The sequence below is a fragment of the Variovorax frigidus genome (assembly GCF_051216515.1).
Classification (GTDB): Bacteria; Pseudomonadota; Gammaproteobacteria; order Burkholderiales; family Burkholderiaceae_C; genus Variovorax.
On record NZ_JBPJZF010000009.1, the window covers coordinates 120909 to 137275 of the forward strand.

Below are 16367 nucleotides of genomic sequence, written 5' to 3' on the forward strand. Positions count from 1 at the left end.
CGCGCACACGGCGCGTCAAACCGTCCTGAAATTCAAGAAAACAGATGCTCAAAGCAGCTCGCCAGAAAGAAATCGTCGCCCTGTTGCAAGGGGGTGGCGTCGTCGAAGTCAGCGTGCTGGCGGAGCGTTTTCAGACCTCTCCGATCACCGTCCGCCGTGACCTCATCGAATTGCAGGAGCGCGGCGTGCTGGCCCGCACGCGAGGGGGCGCGATTCCCGGCAACGAGGTTTATGCAGAGGGTTGGGCGCGCTACGAGAGCGTGAGCTACGCGGAGCGCGAGAGGGAAAACTCCCGCGAGAAACGAGCCATCGCGGAGCTGGCCGCGCAATCAGTGTCGGACGGCGATTGCATCCTGATCAACGGCGGGACCACGTGCAGGCACCTCGCGGAAGCGCTGCGAGGTCATCACCACCTTCACGTCGTCACCAACGGACTGACCGTCGCGATGGAGCTGGCCAAGAGCAGAAACGCCACGGTCCACCTCCTGCAGGGCACCGTGGACTTTCAGAAGATGACGAGTGTGGGCCGCCTCGAAACAGGCGCATTCGAGGACATCACGGTCAGAGCGGTCTTCCTCGGCGTCCACGGGATCTCCGCGACCGGGGGCATCGGCATGCTGACGCCCGAGGAGGCAGTGATGAATCGAGCCTTTGTGGACGCGGCCCAGTCCGTCAATGTCCTCGTCGACTCCTCAAAGTTTAAGGCGCAAGCAATCTTCAGGATCACGCATCTCGACAAGGTCGCGCGCGTTTTCACCGACGATGGCATCAGCGATGAGGTGCGGCGTTCGCTGGAGCAAGCAGGCGTGGAGGTCTTGGTTGCGCACCCCGAAGTGAATGGACATTAGCCGCCAGTCGAAAATCGCGACACTGCCGAAGACCCGAAGACCCGAAGACCCGAAGACCCGAAGACCCGAAGACCCGAAGACCGAGCTCTCGGCGCATTGGGAAGAGTCGCGAGGCAGTCTGAAGATTCATTTCGTCGCGCGAATGTCCGTTATGTTTAGGGTGTTGAGCTGCACGCATATGGAGCGTGACAGGGACTGCTCATGGTGCTCGGCCGCATAGCGCAGGCTCTCTGGCCTGGCTGTTCGGGCATTGCCTCGACCAATGGAGTGTTGGTTCGCTCTGGCACTCTGGCGGATTGGGGCTACAGCCTTCAGGGAGCTGAAGATGCTGCGAGCCGCCGTGGGCGCGATGAACGGCTGGGGCAGTTCACGCTGGGCACCAATGGGCCTTCCCTGAAGCTGACTGGCGTAACTCTGGACTGGGGTTGTAGGCTTCAAACAAGAGCACAGTCTTGCTTCAGTAAATGCGATCGTACGTAAGGGGGCCTCATCGGGTGCACCATGACCCAAAGGCGCAATGACGGTAAAAGCGACGGTAAAGTACGATATCCCGACCCCTCAAAGCAAGCATTCATGCCGGTTTACGGCTCTCGGAAACCATCGAGTGGGGCGGCAGGACACCGCAGCGTAGCCCGGCGAACTCCGCAGTGCATGACAGGTGCTCATGCGATGCACGCGGTGTCTCGCAGTGCGGATTGCCGGGCTTGAAGCGAGAGATGTTGAATCAACAGCCTGCGGGAACTGACAGTCCCAAAGTATTCCCCCCAACGTCGTGCCTGGGTATGCGGTACGAAAGGCTCCCCGTGCCTGCAGCTCCGGCACAACCCGTGTAACGAATCGATCGGCTGCGCCCGGTATGTAAGGCGGAAGCAGCACGAAGCCATCTCAGGCCTGCTCGCGGTACCACGCAACGAGTTGATCTGCAACCTCGGAAGGCATGCCTACGAGGAGATTCGTTGCGACGTCGACCACACGCTGCCGATGTCAGTTGCAGATCAGCGGCCCTGAGTTGAACCCGAGCGGCATCGCCGACGGCGTTGCACGATTGCAAAGTCGAGTGCGAAAACACGCTTTGCGCCCTGGTTGGCGTGCGTGGTACCTTGTGTTGAAGGACCACATATGACGATGGACTCTCAATCCCCCACTACCGCGCTGAAAGGCGGCAATGCATCGCCGAAGCATGAGGTAAGCGGGATACAACTCCTGGCCAGCGGCCCACGCGTTCAGGCGCGCGAGTTCAACGTTGCCCCGGGCCAGCATGTGCGATGGCACACGCACACGCACCTGACCGATTGGTGCTTCTGCCTCGAGGGTGAAGTGTCATTCGAGGTGGCGGACGTGGGGCGGAAGACGACGTCGGTACAGATCTTGCGGGAAGGCGAGCATTGCGTGATCCCCATGGGCGTTGTGCACCGTTTGCGAAATGCAGGTGCCATACCGTGCCGCTATTTGCTTGTCCAAAGCGGAGCCCACTACGACTTCCTCGAAGCCAGCGGGGACTGGCTGCCGTCCGCGTAATCCACTCAGGAGTTTCCAATGCATTTGACCCGCCGCGCGTTCGTGGCGAGCAGCGCGCTGCTCGCCCCCGGCCTCACATTCTCGCAATCCGAGGCGGCGTTCCCATCCAAGCCGATCAGGATCCTGTTGGGCTTCTCGGCAGGCAGTCCGAGCGACACGCTGGCCCGGTTCATCGCGCTCAAGATGACTGCGGCTTACGGGCAGCCGGTGACGGTAGAAAACAGGCCAAGCGCGGGTGCGATTGTGGCTAGCGAGGCTGTCGCACGGAGTCCAGCCGACGGCTACACGCTTCTCATGGTTTCAGCGGGCCACGCGGCCACCGCGGCTCTGTACAAGAAGCTTCCATACGACACGGCAACGGCGTTCACCGGCGTGGCGTACGGCGCGCTGGTGCCTGAAATCTTGGTTGTTTCCCCCTCGTTTCCTGTTCAAACGGTCGCGGGTGTCATCCGGGCGTCGATGTCGAGCAAGGAAAAACTGACGTTCTCGTCAGCAGGAGTGGGGAGCGCCACGCATCTCACGGCCGAGCTGTTCCAGGCGATGACGGAAACCGAGATCCAACATATACCCTACAAGGGCATCCCGGAAGCGGTGAACGCAGTTTTGAAAGGTGAAGTCACCATGATGTTCTGCCCGATTTCCAGCGCACTGCCGATGGTCAAGGACAACCGGCTTCGAGCGGTCGCTGTCACCACCGCGAAGCGGGCGACACTTCTACCACAGCTCCCGACGATCGCCGAGTCCGGCGTGAAGGGTTACGCCTTCGATCCCTGGTTCGGGCTGCTCGCGCCTGCCGGTACGCCAAAGCTTGTCGTGGACACGCTCAACAAGGAAGCAAACGCTGCCCTCCAGAGCGCAGACATCAAAGTGAAACTGGATGCAATGGGCGCGGAAGCAAATCCCATGTCGGCGACCGCGTTCGACGCTTACGTCAAGGAACAGATCGGCCAAATGAAGAAGCTCGTGACCGATCGCAGGATCGTCCTCGACTGAAAGGACGTCAGCCCCGCGTGCCGGCCGGCGCATAGGGCATTGGGGCGCGTCGGTCCTGTTGCGCGTGCCTGCGATACAGAAAGTCGAGCATCAGCCGGCTGAATCGAGAGGACGTCCACAATGATGTGGCAGGCTGCGCGGCCCCGCAGGGATGGGCGGGTCGAGTGCGGCCTCACCGGCTAGCAAGCGCCGCGTGATCGCGGGTGCTGGTGATTGAGCATTTGGCCGACACCGATCTTGTAGGAGCGCCACGAGGCATGGCGGCCATGCTCCACCTACAAGCTGAGAGGGGCGCTGGTCAAGGAGGGTTTGGGCTTCACGGCCATGCCCTACTGTGCGTTGCACGAGACCCGGCCATGGAAGGGCTCAGCGCAGCGCCGATCGACGGGCTCCACGCGATCTTGGTCGGTCAACGTGAGCCAGGCGCGACGCCACGCGACCGGCGTGCGCCACACCGCGTCGCAGTTGCGGCGCACCATGCTTGCGTTGGTGCATGAGGGGCGCTGGCCGTCCGTCGAGGTGCTGCACGAGGGCTAGCGGGCCGCTGCCACCTGGTGAGCGCCGCCTCGAGCCTCACGAAATGTGCTGCCTGCTGGATGAGCAAGCCGGAGCTGTCAGTTTGACGAGGCAGGTGTAGGACACGTTGAGCGTGCCGTCCTCGAACCATTTGAAGAAGGGCGCCTGGCTGTCGTCGAGCCCGTTGGTGAACGGCGTTTTCCAGCTCAGCAACTCGCGCCCAAGTCGCGACCAGTAGCCGCTGGAGTCGGCCTCCGCCTCGGCCACCAGCTTGTCGTACGCGGCCATGCCGTACACGTGAGCATCCTTCATCTCCGGCGTGGGAACGAAAGCGGTTGAGGGTTCTTTGGTAGTCACGATGGACCTCCTGTTGTTCGATTCAAGACGCCGAGCGGACTGGTTCATCAGTCCGCATGGCTGTTCAACCAGGCTGCAATGGCCGCGGCACTGCGGAAGTCGTCGCAGGCGCGTGCCGGAACGGTGGGATAGCGCTGGTTCCACATGCGCGCCAGCGCCTGGCCCGGCCCCACTTCCAGCACGCAGCTCACCTGGCGCTCCATGATGTTTTCCATGCATTCGTCCCAGCGAACCGTCTGGGCGATCTGGGCCGCCAATGCCGCGCGGGCAGAGCTCGCATCGCGCATGCGATCCCCCGTGTTACTGAACAGCACGACACGAGGCGCTCGTAAAGGCACCTGCGCAAGGGTCTGAAAAAAGCTCTTTGCGGCCTCGCGCATCCATGGCGTGTGGGACGCGACGTTGACCCGCAGACGCGCGCAGTGCGCGCCGGCTGCCACGGCCATGCGCTCGGCCTCATCCAGCGCGGCAAAGGGGCCGCCGAGAACCACGCTGGCATTGCCGTTGCGAATGGCGAACTCGAGTTCCGCTTCGATGCGCAACTGCTCGAGGCTCTGCTCTGGCAGGCCGCTGACAGCCAGCAAGCCACCGGGCGCATGCGCGGCGCAACGGTCCATTGCCTCGGCTCGCTGCGGCGCGAGCGCTGTCGCCGCGCCGGGATCGATGACGCCGGCTGCGCTGAAGGCGGCCAGCTCGCCGACGCTGTAGCCGGCGACCGCAGCCGGCGGTGGCACCAGGGGCGCGAGCTGCGCCCAGGCTGCCAACGCAAGGCTCGTCAGGAGCAATTGCGCATTGCTGTTCCGCTCGGCCCACTCCGGATCGGCGAGCGCGCTGCGCCAATCGCCGATGCCAAGCTGCGCGCACATGCCGCGCACGATGGCGTCGTCCGCCAGCCAGGGAAGCATGGCGGGGTGCTGCGTACCCTGGCCGGAAAAAAGCAGCGCGTAGCTCATGGGGCCAAACACACGCGCTGGAGCCAGCAGGCAGCGGCGAGCGTGTCAGCCGCGCCGCCGGGCGACAGCCGCTGCCGCACGAAATCGTCTGCAATGGCCTGCGCTTCCCGGAGCCCTCGGGGTCGTGCGATGCCTCCCCGATCCAGGAAGCCTTGGGTCGCGCGTTGGGCGCCACGCAGGCCTGCAAGACCGCCGCGGTGCGCCAGGTTGCTGTCGTCCAGCACCGCTATGATGTGGAACAGGGCATCGAGCCGGGCTTGGCGAGCCGTGAGACCAAGGGCCAGCGCGCGCTGCAATGCCGGCAGGGCTGTTTCGAACAGCACCGGGAAACCCAACGCCGCCTCTTCTGATGCGCTTCGCAGGCCGTGGCGCCGCGCAGCGATGCCACCGGGCAATGCGGACGGCTTCTGGTTGCGACTGGCCAGCGCATCGCCCCAGTGACGGCACAGCGCATCGCGCAAACCCGCAGGGCGCAATGCGCCGCCTTGCTTTTGAAGTGCAGCGCCCGCTGCGGCGCACAACAGGCCGAGCATGAAGATCGCGCCGCGGTGGGTGTTGACGCCGCCGGTGGCGGCGAGCATGCGCGCCTCAGCCGCAATGCCATGCCGTTCGAGCACCGGAAAATCAGCGCCTTCAGCGCCGGCCTCGGCAATCTGCACGAAGTAGCGGCGCAGCGAGAACAGGCTGCGCATGAAGGTGTGCGCGTCCATGTCGTCGTGGCTGCCGCGGTCGATCAACGTAACCAGACCGGGCTTCGGCGACAGCGAGAGTTCGTCGTAGAGCGCGAGCGTGGCGGCGCGCCCGATCATCGACGGCGTGAGCGGCGCTTGCGCCTGCAGGGAGCGGGCGGAGCTTTTCATTCGGGCAGCTCCGTCATGTCGACTTGCCCGCACCCGGCACTATCGGTTGCAGGCTCACGCCATCGAGCCGCTTGACCAGCACGGCCCGCGCGCGTCCGGCGCGCCACTCGTTCCATTCACGCCAAGCCACCGCTGAGCCGTCGTTGAACAGGAGCTCGCCGTCCGGGGCAGGCCGCATGGCGCCGAAGGACTGGAGCACATGCGCAACCGCATCCGCGTGCGCCGCCCCTTCGACGCTGACCAACAGATCGAGGTCGGACCCGGGCCGCACGTGCGCGAGACCGCTGATCGCTTGCCAGCCGTAGCTGCCGAATACGTGCGCTGTCGCATGGCATGCGTCGAGCCGCGCGAGCAGATTGCGCACGGGCGCCCGCGTCGACGGCGGCAGCAGCCTGTACACCTCGGCCAGGCGCGGGAACTCGTCAAAGAAAAGCACTGCGCTGCGCGGCACCTGCAACGCCAGCCGACGCCGGTCCCAGCGAGCGGGTGAGGGCAGACCGAGCGCGATTGATCCGCTGGCGGCGGCATCGATGGTTTGACGCGCCACCACCAGTGGAAGCTGATGTGTGGCCCAGTGCGTCAGGCACTCGCGTGCCTGCCTGTCCCATGGCTGGAGCAAAACGGCGTTCCAGCCCGCCTCGGACAGCCGGACGAGTTGATGGCGGCGCAAAGGGACCATGGTGCCGATTCGACGTTCAGGCGAGGTTCACGCGGCGTCCAGCACACGCTGAACGACGGCGGCGGCAAGCTGGCGCCCGCCCCGTTCGGCGCCGTCCTGCGCGCGCCGGTCTTCCGTCGGCGTATCGACCAGCGTCTCGCGGAGGCAGGCCTGCAAGTTGCCCTGCCAAAGCGCCCGCACGCCGCCCATCGCCACATAGTTCTGCACGCCCGGTGCGAACACCGGGTTGGATTGCGACAGGGCAGTCAGCTTTTCTTCCGGCAGCTTGGTGACGCGGGCCATGGCGGGGATGCGCATCACGCGAATCTCGGCTTCCGGAAGCGCGTAGCAGGCGTCGGCAATCAACCCCGAGGTGATGAAGCCTCCGGACAGCGCTTGGTCGTACACCAAGCCGATCACGCGGTGGCCGCGGCGCCGAGCCAGGTCAATACTCGCGCCAAGGTGCGCCATCGCACGATTGATCCCGAGCAACTCGTCACGTCGGCGCAGCTGCTGGCCCTGGGTGTCGATCAGCAGCAGGATCGATCGGCCGGGATGCCGCGTGACCGAGTCAAGCACCACACGAGCCTGGGCCAGCGCGAGCCTGACCCCGATGGGCGCATGATTCGTGGTGCCGATCACTGTGAGCGGTTCGTCCTCGAAAATCACTTCACCTCGAAGAAAATCGCCGTCCGCGCGCATGCCGTGGTAGGAGCCGAAGAGCTGGGTGACAAGGGAATTCCATTGCATGTGATGCTCCTCGGTTAGCGAACGCGGAGCGCGCGCACGGCTTCGACCGGCAGCTCAGGCACCTGCTGCGCGTCGGCGATGCCGAGTGCGCTCCAGAGCAGCGTCGCTTCATCGTGGCCGGCGGTATCGGAGGGCAGTGCGTGCAGACGCGCCATGAGCAATGTGTGCTCCGCCTCCAGCACCGCGAGGGTCAAAGGCTTCGACACATCGATCGCCGCGACAGCTGCCGCGCGAAATGCCGCGACGTCATCTTCGACCAGCGCGTCGCAATCGCCGGTCAGCCAGCGGTGCTTGCCGCCGGTCGTGCGCCAGACCAGCGCGCGGTCGCGCGAATCGAATTCCTCGACGCCGTGGGATGCCTCGATCACTTCGGGCCCCGACATCGCCAAGCGCCCGGCATCGCTCATCACGATGTGGTCGGCACAGCGCGCCACGATGCCCATACCGCCGAAGCAGCCGTTGGCGCCGCCGATCAGCACCACGACCGGGATGCCGGCGGCGCGCACGTCGAGAAGGGCGCGCATCACTTCCGACACCGCGATCAGTCCGGCATTGGCCTCGTGCAATCGCACGCCGCCCGATTCGGCCAGCAGCAGCACGGCCGCCGGCCGGTCGCGCAGCGCACGCTGAAGCAGGCCGACCAGCTTGGCGCCGTGCACCTCGCCGACACCGCCGCCCATGAAAGCACCTTCCTGAGCGGCCACAAAGACTTCGTGGCCGTCGAGCGTCGCACGGCCGATCGCCACGCCGTCGTCGAACGCACAGGGCACGCCGAGCTGCGCCAGATGCGGGCTGGTGACCCGCTCGCTCGGAGGCAGCCATTCGTGAAAACTGCCGGAGTCGAGCAGCAGCGCCAGCCGCTCGCGCGCCGAGCATTCGGCATAGCTGATCATGGTCGGCCTCCAGTGATCTCAGCCACCGCTTGGTCCAGGCGCAGGCTCACCACCGCGGGGGTGGCGCCCATGTCGTTGATCGACACGCGCAGGCCGGCCAGCGGATGGCGCGCGTGGAAGTCCTTCATCACGGCCTGCCAGATCGGCCCGAAGCCGCGCGCTGAGGTTTCAACACGCACCGCGCAGCTGTTGCCGCCGGCGGGCTCGAGCAGCACCTCGAGGTTGCCCGAGCCGACCACGCCGACCAGCACCGGCGCAAACACACCGGCCGGCTGGCCGCCGGAAAAGGAAAAGTCCAGGGTTTCGAGCCCTGCGGGAACGTCGCTCATCGTTGAATCTCCTGCTACCAGTTTCTGAAGCGCTTGGGCGGCTGGTACAAGCCGCCGGAGGCGCGCACCAAGTCGCGCATGCTGCGTGCGGCCAGCAGGTTGCGCGTGGCCTGCCGGGGGTCGATGCCCAGGTCCTGCGGCCGGCGGATCACGCCGCGGTCGCGCAGGTTCTCGACCGCGCGCTTGTCGCGCGCCAGGCCTACCGCGGTGTAGCCGGCCACGCCGCGGATGGCCTGCTCGCGCTCCGCGTCGCTGCGGCACAGCAGCAGGTTGGCAATGCCCTCTTCAGTGAGGATGTGCGATACGTCGTCGCCGTAGATCATGATCGGCGGCAGGTCCATGCCGGCCTGCTCCTGTAGCGTCCAGGCGTCGAGCCGGTCGACGAAGGCCGGCTGCATGTGCTCGCGGAAGGTCTCGACCATCTGCACCACCAGCTTCTGCCCGCGCGGCGTGCCGGCGGCGCCGGTGCGGCCGGCACGCGCCTCGCGTCCGGCCTTGAGCCAGGCCGGGCTCGAGTGCCTGCGGCCGCGCGCATCGGCGCCCATGTTGGGTGCACCGCCAAAGCCGGCGATGCGGCCCAGCGTAGCAGTGGAGCTGTTGCCGTCGAGGTCGATCTGCAAGGTTGAACCAATGAACATGTCGCAGGCGTAGTGGCCCGCCGCCTGGCAGAACGCGCGGTTGCTGCGCAAGCTGCCGTCGGGGCCGGTGAAGAACACGTCGGAGCGCGCGCGGATGTAGTCCTCCATGCCCAGTTCGGAGCCGAAGGAATGCACCGACTCCACCCAGCCCGCCTCGATGGCGGGTATCAACGCCGGGTGCGGGTTGAGCGCCCAGTGCTTGCCGATCTTTCCCTTCAGGCCGAGCGACTCGGCATAGGTCGGCAGCAGCAGCTCGATGGCCGCCGTGTCGAAGCCGATGCCGTGGTTCAGGCGCTGCACGCCGTACTCGGCATAAATGCCCTTGATCGCCATCATCGCCATCAGGATCTGCACCTCGCTGATCTGCGCCGGGTCGCGCGTGAACAGCGGTTCGATGAAGTTCGGCCGCGGCGCCTTGACGACGAAGCTCACCCAGTCGGCGGGAATGTCGATGCGCGGCAGCTTGGTGGTCTTGCCGTCGACCATTTCGTTGACTTGCGCGATCACGATGCCGCCCGAGAACGCCGTGGCCTCGACGATGGCCGGCGTGTCTTCCGTGTTGGGGCCGGTGTAGAGATTGCCTTCTGCATCCGCTGCCTGTGCCGCGACCAGCGCGACCTTGGGCGTGAGGTCGACGAAATAGCGTGCGAACAGTTCGAGGTACGTGTGGATGGCCCCGATCTCGATGCGCCCGGCCGATACCAGCCTGGCCAGCCGCGTGCCCTGCGGTCCCGAGAAGCTGAAGTCCAGCCGGGCGGCCACGCCGTTCTCGAACACGTCCAGATGCTCCGGCAGCGCCAGCACCGACTGCACCATGTGCAGGCCGTGGATGCGCTGCGGATCGATCTGCACCAGGGCCCGCGCGAGAAAGTCGGCCTGCTTCTGGTTGTTGCCCTCGAGGCAAACACGGTCGCCGGGCGCGAGCACGGCTTCGAGCAGGGTGGCGATGGCTTCGGTCTCGACACGCTTGCCGGCGAGCCGCATCCCGAGCGCAGCGGCCGCGCGCGCGAGCCGGGCGTTGCGGTCGTCGGCCTTGGAGGTCCAGGAACTGGGGGTCATGAGAGGAGGGGGGTTGAAAGTCGATCGAAACGGAGGTGCCTCAGAGCACCACGAAGAGCAGCCACACCACCACGGGAGCCACCAGCGTCAAGATGGCGCCAGACGCCATCAGCTGCCGGAAGAACACGTCGCGGTCCACGCCCGTGGCGTTGGCGAGCACCAGCGCGCCATTGGTCGAGAACGGGATGAAGCCGATGGCGCTGACGCCGCCGACCCCTGTATCGCCCTGCAGGAAGGGCGCCGCCAGCGGGATCAGCGAACCGAGCACGGCGGTCGACCAGGCAAAACCCGAAACCACTGCGCCGACGAAGCACAGCAGCCGGGCCTTTACACCTTTCGATATTGCGAATGGACATCTGCTCGCGCAGGACCCAGCGCCTGAAGACAGTCAATGTCGCCGCGGCCATCTCGCGCGCGCCGTTTAAGAATGTTGAGGTGACTGTTCACGTTACCGATAGAACCCGCTGAGTCCGGACTGAGTGGGCCGCGTTTCGCGTCCCGTTCAGTGGCTGAATCGATCCATCGGCATTCCGAGCTCTCGCGACGATGCTCATCGGACCGGGCTTTCGCGGCAGCGGAAGCGTCCCCGCGAACTGCTGCCATTCGAATTCTCGTCGAGGCCGGACCTCGGCCTCCTGCCAGGTTGCCCCGCCGTCGGCGCTCAGAGCTACGCCGCTGATGCCGTTCTCGCTCCAGGCCCAGCCCTTGACTTCCACATCATCTGTGGAGACGGTGTCGCCGGGCGCGGGATGAGTGATCAGCGAATTGGGTTCGACGGCCCACACGGGTTCTTGAATGACCTTACCTTCGTGCTCGCTGTCGCGGTTGTACCAGACGGTTGTGAAGGGCGAGGTTGCGCGCCTGGCTTGGACCGACAGCCGGCAGAGCCACTTGGTCATGTTGGTGCCAAACCAACCTGGCACGACCAGCCGGACCGGACCCCCACGCTCGCGGGTTAGGGGTGCGCCGTTCATCTCGTAGGCCACAAGCACCTCGTGCGACAGCGCTTTCGAAATCGGCAGATCCTTGCAATACCGATTCATCTTGCGGCCGCCGAACTCGCCGCTGTCGAGCCCGTCTGACCAGACATGGGTGGCACCCGTCTCGAGCTGCGCGTGCTCCAGCAGCACAGCCAGCGGCACACCCGTCCAGCGGACGTTGCCTACCCGCCAAAGGTTGCCGTCAGCAGGGACCAGGGGGCTGCCAAAGCACTCGTGGAATGCGGTGATGCAGGCCGATGGCAGCCGCCGGAGTCCGTCCAGGTCGATGGAGAAAGGCCTGCGGACGAGCCCGTCTACCTGCAGACGCCAGCGCCTCGCATCAACTTCGACCGAACACATGTGAATGGTCTCGAAGAGCTGTGCATCGGCGGTGATGAAGTCACGCAGCCCCGCGGGGGCGGGTGGCGGCCTAAGATGGAATCCCGGGCATCGGCCAGTGACGACCGATCGCTCCGCGCCTTCGGGCAGCGGCGGCAGGAACGCGGCGCTATTCATCCAGCACCCCGGCAGTCATCTCATCGTCGAGCAGCCGAGGAAACTGCGGATCTGCCTGCCCCGACCATGCAACAGGCTCATGGCGGCGGCGTTCGACACCCAGAGAGAAGACGTCAAATCGGTTGTAGTAGCCCACCACGTCATGGAACTGCTTTGGCTCGATGCACTTGTTCAGGTCGAACTCGGCATAGGCGATCCCTTCCTCGTTCTGAAGCGTGTCGCCGATCTGCGTGCCGGTGGGGTCCACGAACATCGATGCGGCGCGGGGCGTGCCGTCGACCACCTCTGCCACGGCCGGGTCGCGATCCACGAGAAAGTCACGCATCGCCTTGTCCATGAAGCTCGCGCAGATAATTCCGAAGGCCTTTGCTTCGAATGAATGGGCGGATGCCCGAATTCGGTTTGCCGCGACGTTGTCGAAATTTCCGCCTCCTGAAGGCTTGCGCGTGGGCCACATTGGCGGCCAACTGGAAACGTGGATCTGCTCTGCCTGCGCCATGAGCGAGAAGCGCGCGAGCGGGTTGGTGTTCTCGCCGCAGATCAAGCCGCCGATGCGCCCGAAACGCGTTTGGGCCACGCGAAGCCCCTGTCCGTCTCCTGCAGCCCAGACCAGCTTTTCGTAGAAGGTCGGCACCAGCTTGCGATGATGGTTCAGTAACTCACCCGTTTCACCGATCAGGATGTTCGAGTTCCAGATACATCCGGAGCTGACGGTGCTGCGTTCGCTGATGCCCATCGATACGCACACGCCAAAGCGCTTGGCGGCCGCGGCAATCAAGGCCACCTCGGGCCCCGGCAGGTAGACGCTGTTCTCGACCATCACCTCGAATAGATCGTGGTTGTAGATGGGTGCCCACAGGGCCGCCCAGACTGGGAACGCGGGGATGTACGTCTCCGGGAACGCGATCACCTGCGCGCCATGAAGGGCGGCCTCCTTGATGATGGACACGGCCTTTTCGGTCGTCGCGGTCTTGTCGAGCAGCACCGGCGCTGCGTGGGCGGCGGCAACCTTCACCCGGGGCAATGAACTCATTTCAGGTACTCGCTGTGCGTTGCTGAGGTTCATAGGATAGTTGCCGGTACGGCCACACAGATGCACGAAAAATGCAATGAGAGGTGCGTTTTTGCCGGCTCCACTGGATCTAAGCTCGTGAAGCTTTCTAGTGCATCCATTCAAGGCAAGTCCGTGCGAATGGCAATCGCCCATTCAAGCCGAACGCGCCGTGTGGACGCGCCGCCTACGCTGGTGCCATGGAGGATCTGCGCACAGAGGGTTGCGAATTTCCTGACCGCCATTTGCATGAAACATGCTCACTATCACGGTGTCGCGGACCTGCTCCGTTAAACCCAGCTTGGAGGGACTATGAACCCATCTCACGAGTACGTTCGCCTTTCCAGCGCAGGCCTCTGCGCATGCGGCAACACGCATGGCGATAGCGAAGAGTGTCTCGCAGGAACGCCGGCCAATTGCGACAACGCGCTGGCTGGTGCCATGGCCGAAGGCATGCTGCACGGCCTCTTCCCAGAGCGCAGCCTGCGCCGAGCCTTCGTCAAGACGCTGGGGCGAGCAGGGGCGCTGGCCGCACTCACGGCGCTTACGCCGCTGACCCAGCTTGCCGCCGTTGCGCAGGAGCGCAAGGGCGCGCCAGAGAAAAAGCGCCTCGCGGTCGGCTTTCTGCCTATTACCTGTGCGACACCGCTGATCTATGCGGAGCAGCTCGGACTTTTCCCGCGCGAGGGTCTGGAACTGAGCCTGCAGAAGATCGCCGGAATCGCGCTGATCCGCGACAAGATGGTCAACGGTGAACTGGACATCTCCCAGCAGGTGATGCCTGTTGCTCTGGCTATGTCCGCCGGCATCAGCGGCGCACCGATTCCGGCCCGAGTGATGACGGTGCTCAACCAGAACGGCAATTCGCTGGTCCTTGCGATGAAGCACAAGGACAACCGCGACCCGAAGAACTGGAAGGGATTCAGGTTCGCGGTGCCGTTCGAGCAATCTCATCAGATGCTCCAACTGCGCCACTATCTCGCATCGGCAGGGCTGGACGCGGACCGAGACGTGTCCTATCGCGTTGTTCCTCCATCCGAGTATGTTTCCAACCTTCGGGTGGGCAACATAGACGGCTTTTTCGGCGGCGAGCCAGGCGGCCAACGGGCGGTGTACGAAGGGGCGGGTTTCATTCACTTGGTCTCGAGCGAAATCTGGCCGGAACATCCTTGCTGTTCGGTGACCGCAACCGAGGCATGGATTAAGGCCCATCCGAACAGCTTCATGGCCGCCTACCGCGCGATCATCGCGGCGAGCCTGCATGTGTCCGAGCCCACCAACCGCGTTGGGATGGCCAAGATTCTTGCTCAGCCTCAGTATCTCAACCAACCGGAAACTGTTGTGGACCAAGTCCTCACCGGCAGGTATGCCGATGGCCTTGGCAACGTGAAGACGCTGCCGCGCCGAATCGACTTTCAGCCCTTTCCGCATTATTCGAGCGCGGTGTGGCTTTTGACCCAGATGCGCCGGTGGAACATGATCAAGGAGGATCTGGACTACAAGGGCCTTGCCCGCCAAGTCATGCTGGCAACGGACGCTAAGCGCCTCATCGAGGAGCGCGGTGGCAGGGCACCCGAGGTTGGCTTCCGCAAGGAAACCATTCTGGGCAAGAGTTTCGACTCCGACCGTCCCGCCGACTATCTGAAGTCGCTGGGCAAGGTGTGATGATGCAGAGCGCGATTTCGACCACACGCTCCTGGTTGATCACTTTCGCGATCGGACTGCTGTTGCTGGCAGTCTGGCAGGCACTCGCCTCCAGCGGGGGCCCCACCGCACCGGCAGAGCTTTCGGACTACGACAAGCTGATGGGCAAGAGCCCTGGCGTGTCCGTGGAGCGCTCGGCCATTCCAACCCCAGTCGACGTGTTCAAGCGCGCCGCCGAACTGTTCGCAGATCCATTCCGCCGGAATGGCGAAAACGACCTGGGCATTGCCTGGCACTTGCTCGACTCGCTCAGGCGCGTGTTCAGCGGCTACGCTCTGGCTGTGCTGGTCGGCGTTCCCTTGGGCTTCTTGTTGGGGCTGGTTCCATGGCTGGGCCGGGCACTGAATCCTGTCATCCAGTTGCTGCGGCCTGTTTCGCCCATGGCGTGGATGCCGCTCGCGCTCTACACCCTTAAAGACAGTGGCACTTCGGCGATTTTCATCATCTTCATCTGTTCGATCTGGCCCATCCTGATCAACACGCTCTACAGCACCGCGAGCGTGCGTCAGGACTGGACCAATGTCGGTCGCGTGATCGGACTCACGCCCTTGGAGCGCGCGCGCAAGATCGTTTTCCCGGCGGCTGTTCCGATGATCCTCACTGGCATGCGCATCTCGATCGGCATCGCCTGGCTGGTGATCGTGGCGGCGGAGATGGTTGTAGGCCAGAGCGGCATTGGCTTCTTCGTGTGGAACGAATGGAACAACCTGCAGATCTCCAGCATCATCGTGGCCATCGTGATGATCGGCGTTGTCGGCTTGGTGCTCGACCAATTGCTGGGTGCACTGATGAAGCATCTCAGCTTCCGTGAATGAAGGGCCAGACCATGTTGTGTCCAACTTTCTCCACTGCTCCGGTGACCTCGAGCGTGACGCCTGGATTCCTGCGGGTTTGCGGTGTGCGGCAGACCTTCAGCACGCCCAAGGGCGACTTTCCGGCGCTCAGCGAGATCAACCTCGAGATCCGAAAGGGCGAGTTCGTTGCGTTGATCGGCCACTCCGGTTGCGGCAAATCCACGCTGCTCAATCTTCTCGCAGGGCTGGCATCGCCGACCGCGGGTACCGTCTCGTGCGACGGGGAGGTCATCCGGGGACCGGGCCCTCGGCGCGCGATGGTTTTCCAGAACCATTCTCTCCTGCCTTGGCTCAGCTGCTTCGACAACGTGCGCCTGGCCGTGCGCAGCGTATTTCGGGCAGAGTCCGCCTCGGCGGTCGATCACCGCACCGAGGCGGCGCTTGAAATGGTCGGCCTGGCGGAGGCCGCGCACAAGAAGTCCAGCGAAATTTCCGGTGGCATGAAGCAGCGCGTCGGAATCGCCAGGGCGCTGTCCATGGAACCTCAGGTCCTGTTGATGGATGAACCTTTCGGTGCGCTCGACGCGCTCACGCGTGCCAAGTTGCAGGACGAGTTGCTCGGCATCGTCGAGAAGACCCAAAGCACCGTCGTCATGGTCACGCACGACGTGGACGAGGCAGTGCTCCTTGCGGACCGCATCGTCATGATGACCAACGGGCCTGCTGCACGAATTGGAGAGATCCTGGACGTCCCCATTGCACGCCCACGCGATCGCGTCAGCTTGGCTACTGACCAAACCTATGCAGAGTGCAGGCGAGCGCTAATGGACTTCCTGTACCGGCGCCAAGCCCACGTCGAGCAGCCCACAGGCTGAAATCTTCTCGGCCCCGCTCGCCAGTTCGGCCTTTTCAACAGCGGGCAGCGGACCCATCTTCGTCACGTCGACGGC

Annotated in this window: 16 protein-coding genes and 2 pseudogenes; 7 read left to right on the top strand and 11 right to left on the bottom strand. The window is 64.4% G+C overall.

Features of this window, described 5'->3' with window-relative positions:
• Positions 1-44 precede the first annotated feature (44 nt).
• The 4 genes from ACSFBC_RS25270 to ACSFBC_RS25285 all read left to right on the top strand — a co-directional run bounded on the left by ACSFBC_RS25270 (position 45) and on the right by ACSFBC_RS25285 (position 3896).
• Entirely contained in the window at positions 45-848 is an 804-nt protein-coding gene (locus tag ACSFBC_RS25270) for a DeoR/GlpR family DNA-binding transcription regulator (RefSeq protein ID WP_435513085.1), read from the top strand.
• 1125 nt (positions 849-1973) lie between these two features.
• On the top strand, positions 1974-2366 hold the full coding sequence (locus ACSFBC_RS25275) for a cupin domain-containing protein (RefSeq protein ID WP_435513086.1): 393 nt from the start codon (positions 1974-1976) through the stop codon (positions 2364-2366).
• Between the two features lie 18 nt (positions 2367-2384).
• Complete coding sequence (locus tag ACSFBC_RS25280) at positions 2385-3359, top strand: tripartite tricarboxylate transporter substrate binding protein (protein ID WP_435513087.1); 975 nt, start codon at positions 2385-2387, stop codon at positions 3357-3359.
• Positions 3360-3773: 414 nt separating this feature from the next.
• Positions 3774-3896 (top strand): hypothetical protein, encoded by a 123-nt coding sequence (locus ACSFBC_RS25285; protein WP_435513088.1) that lies wholly within the window; start codon positions 3774-3776, stop codon positions 3894-3896.
• Between the two features lie 87 nt (positions 3897-3983).
• On the opposite strand, the pseudogene ACSFBC_RS25290 reads toward ACSFBC_RS25285, so the two are convergent.
• The 11 genes and pseudogenes from ACSFBC_RS25290 to ACSFBC_RS25340 all read right to left on the bottom strand — a co-directional run.
• A pseudogene (locus ACSFBC_RS25290) lies at positions 3984-4163 on the bottom strand (acetyl-coenzyme A synthetase N-terminal domain-containing protein); the annotation flags it as partial.
• Positions 4164-4279: 116 nt separating this feature from the next.
• Positions 4280-5185: an acyltransferase domain-containing protein gene (locus ACSFBC_RS25295; protein WP_435513089.1), complete on the bottom strand. Its 906-nt coding sequence runs from the start codon at positions 5183-5185 to the stop codon at positions 4280-4282.
• The gene (mdcB, locus tag ACSFBC_RS25300) at positions 5182-6045 is read right to left on the bottom strand and encodes a triphosphoribosyl-dephospho-CoA synthase MdcB (RefSeq protein WP_435513090.1); all 864 of its coding nucleotides are present in this window, start codon (positions 6043-6045) and stop codon (positions 5182-5184) included. Before mdcB ends, ACSFBC_RS25295 begins: the two co-directional genes overlap by 4 nt.
• Before the next feature lie 13 nt (positions 6046-6058).
• A complete protein-coding gene (mdcG, locus tag ACSFBC_RS25305; protein WP_435513091.1) occupies positions 6059-6724 on the bottom strand; it encodes a malonate decarboxylase holo-[acyl-carrier-protein] synthase in 666 nt (221 codons plus the stop codon).
• A gap of 27 nt (positions 6725-6751) precedes the next feature.
• Complete coding sequence (locus tag ACSFBC_RS25310) at positions 6752-7453, bottom strand: biotin-independent malonate decarboxylase subunit gamma (RefSeq protein WP_435513092.1); 702 nt, start codon at positions 7451-7453, stop codon at positions 6752-6754.
• A 14-nt stretch (positions 7454-7467) separates the two neighbouring features.
• Positions 7468-8346, bottom strand: coding sequence for a biotin-independent malonate decarboxylase subunit beta (locus ACSFBC_RS25315; RefSeq protein ID WP_435513093.1), 879 nt, complete (start codon positions 8344-8346; stop codon positions 7468-7470).
• Positions 8343-8675, bottom strand: coding sequence for a malonate decarboxylase acyl carrier protein (mdcC, locus tag ACSFBC_RS25320; RefSeq protein WP_435513094.1), 333 nt, complete (start codon positions 8673-8675; stop codon positions 8343-8345). The genes ACSFBC_RS25315 and mdcC overlap by 4 nt, the downstream gene beginning before the upstream one ends.
• Positions 8676-8689: 14 nt before the next feature.
• Positions 8690-10372 carry a malonate decarboxylase subunit alpha gene (gene mdcA, locus ACSFBC_RS25325; protein WP_435513095.1) on the bottom strand — a complete coding sequence of 561 codons (1683 nt, stop codon included), beginning with the start codon at positions 10370-10372 and terminating at the stop codon, positions 8690-8692.
• Positions 10373-10412: 40 nt separating this feature from the next.
• A pseudogene (locus ACSFBC_RS25330) lies at positions 10413-10697 on the bottom strand (SLC13 family permease); the annotation flags it as partial.
• Between the two features lie 118 nt (positions 10698-10815).
• A complete protein-coding gene (locus tag ACSFBC_RS25335; protein WP_435513096.1) occupies positions 10816-11868 on the bottom strand; it encodes a molybdopterin-dependent oxidoreductase in 1053 nt (350 codons plus the stop codon).
• Positions 11861-12934 (bottom strand): carbon-nitrogen hydrolase family protein, encoded by a 1074-nt coding sequence (locus ACSFBC_RS25340; RefSeq protein WP_435513097.1) that lies wholly within the window; start codon positions 12932-12934, stop codon positions 11861-11863. Before ACSFBC_RS25340 ends, ACSFBC_RS25335 begins: the two co-directional genes overlap by 8 nt.
• A gap of 297 nt (positions 12935-13231) precedes the next feature.
• On the opposite strand from ACSFBC_RS25340, the gene ACSFBC_RS25345 reads away from it, so the two are divergent.
• From ACSFBC_RS25345 to ACSFBC_RS25355, 3 genes are read left to right on the top strand one after another with little or no spacing between them, the layout of a single operon-like run.
• Positions 13232-14584 (top strand): CmpA/NrtA family ABC transporter substrate-binding protein, encoded by a 1353-nt coding sequence (locus ACSFBC_RS25345; protein WP_435513098.1) that lies wholly within the window; start codon positions 13232-13234, stop codon positions 14582-14584.
• Positions 14585-14586: 2 nt separating this feature from the next.
• A complete protein-coding gene (ntrB, locus tag ACSFBC_RS25350) occupies positions 14587-15438 on the top strand; it encodes a nitrate ABC transporter permease (RefSeq protein WP_435513099.1) in 852 nt (283 codons plus the stop codon).
• Positions 15439-15449: 11 nt separating this feature from the next.
• The gene (locus ACSFBC_RS25355) at positions 15450-16292 is read left to right on the top strand and encodes an ABC transporter ATP-binding protein (protein ID WP_435513207.1); all 843 of its coding nucleotides are present in this window, start codon (positions 15450-15452) and stop codon (positions 16290-16292) included.
• Positions 16293-16367: the final 75 nt, after the last annotated feature.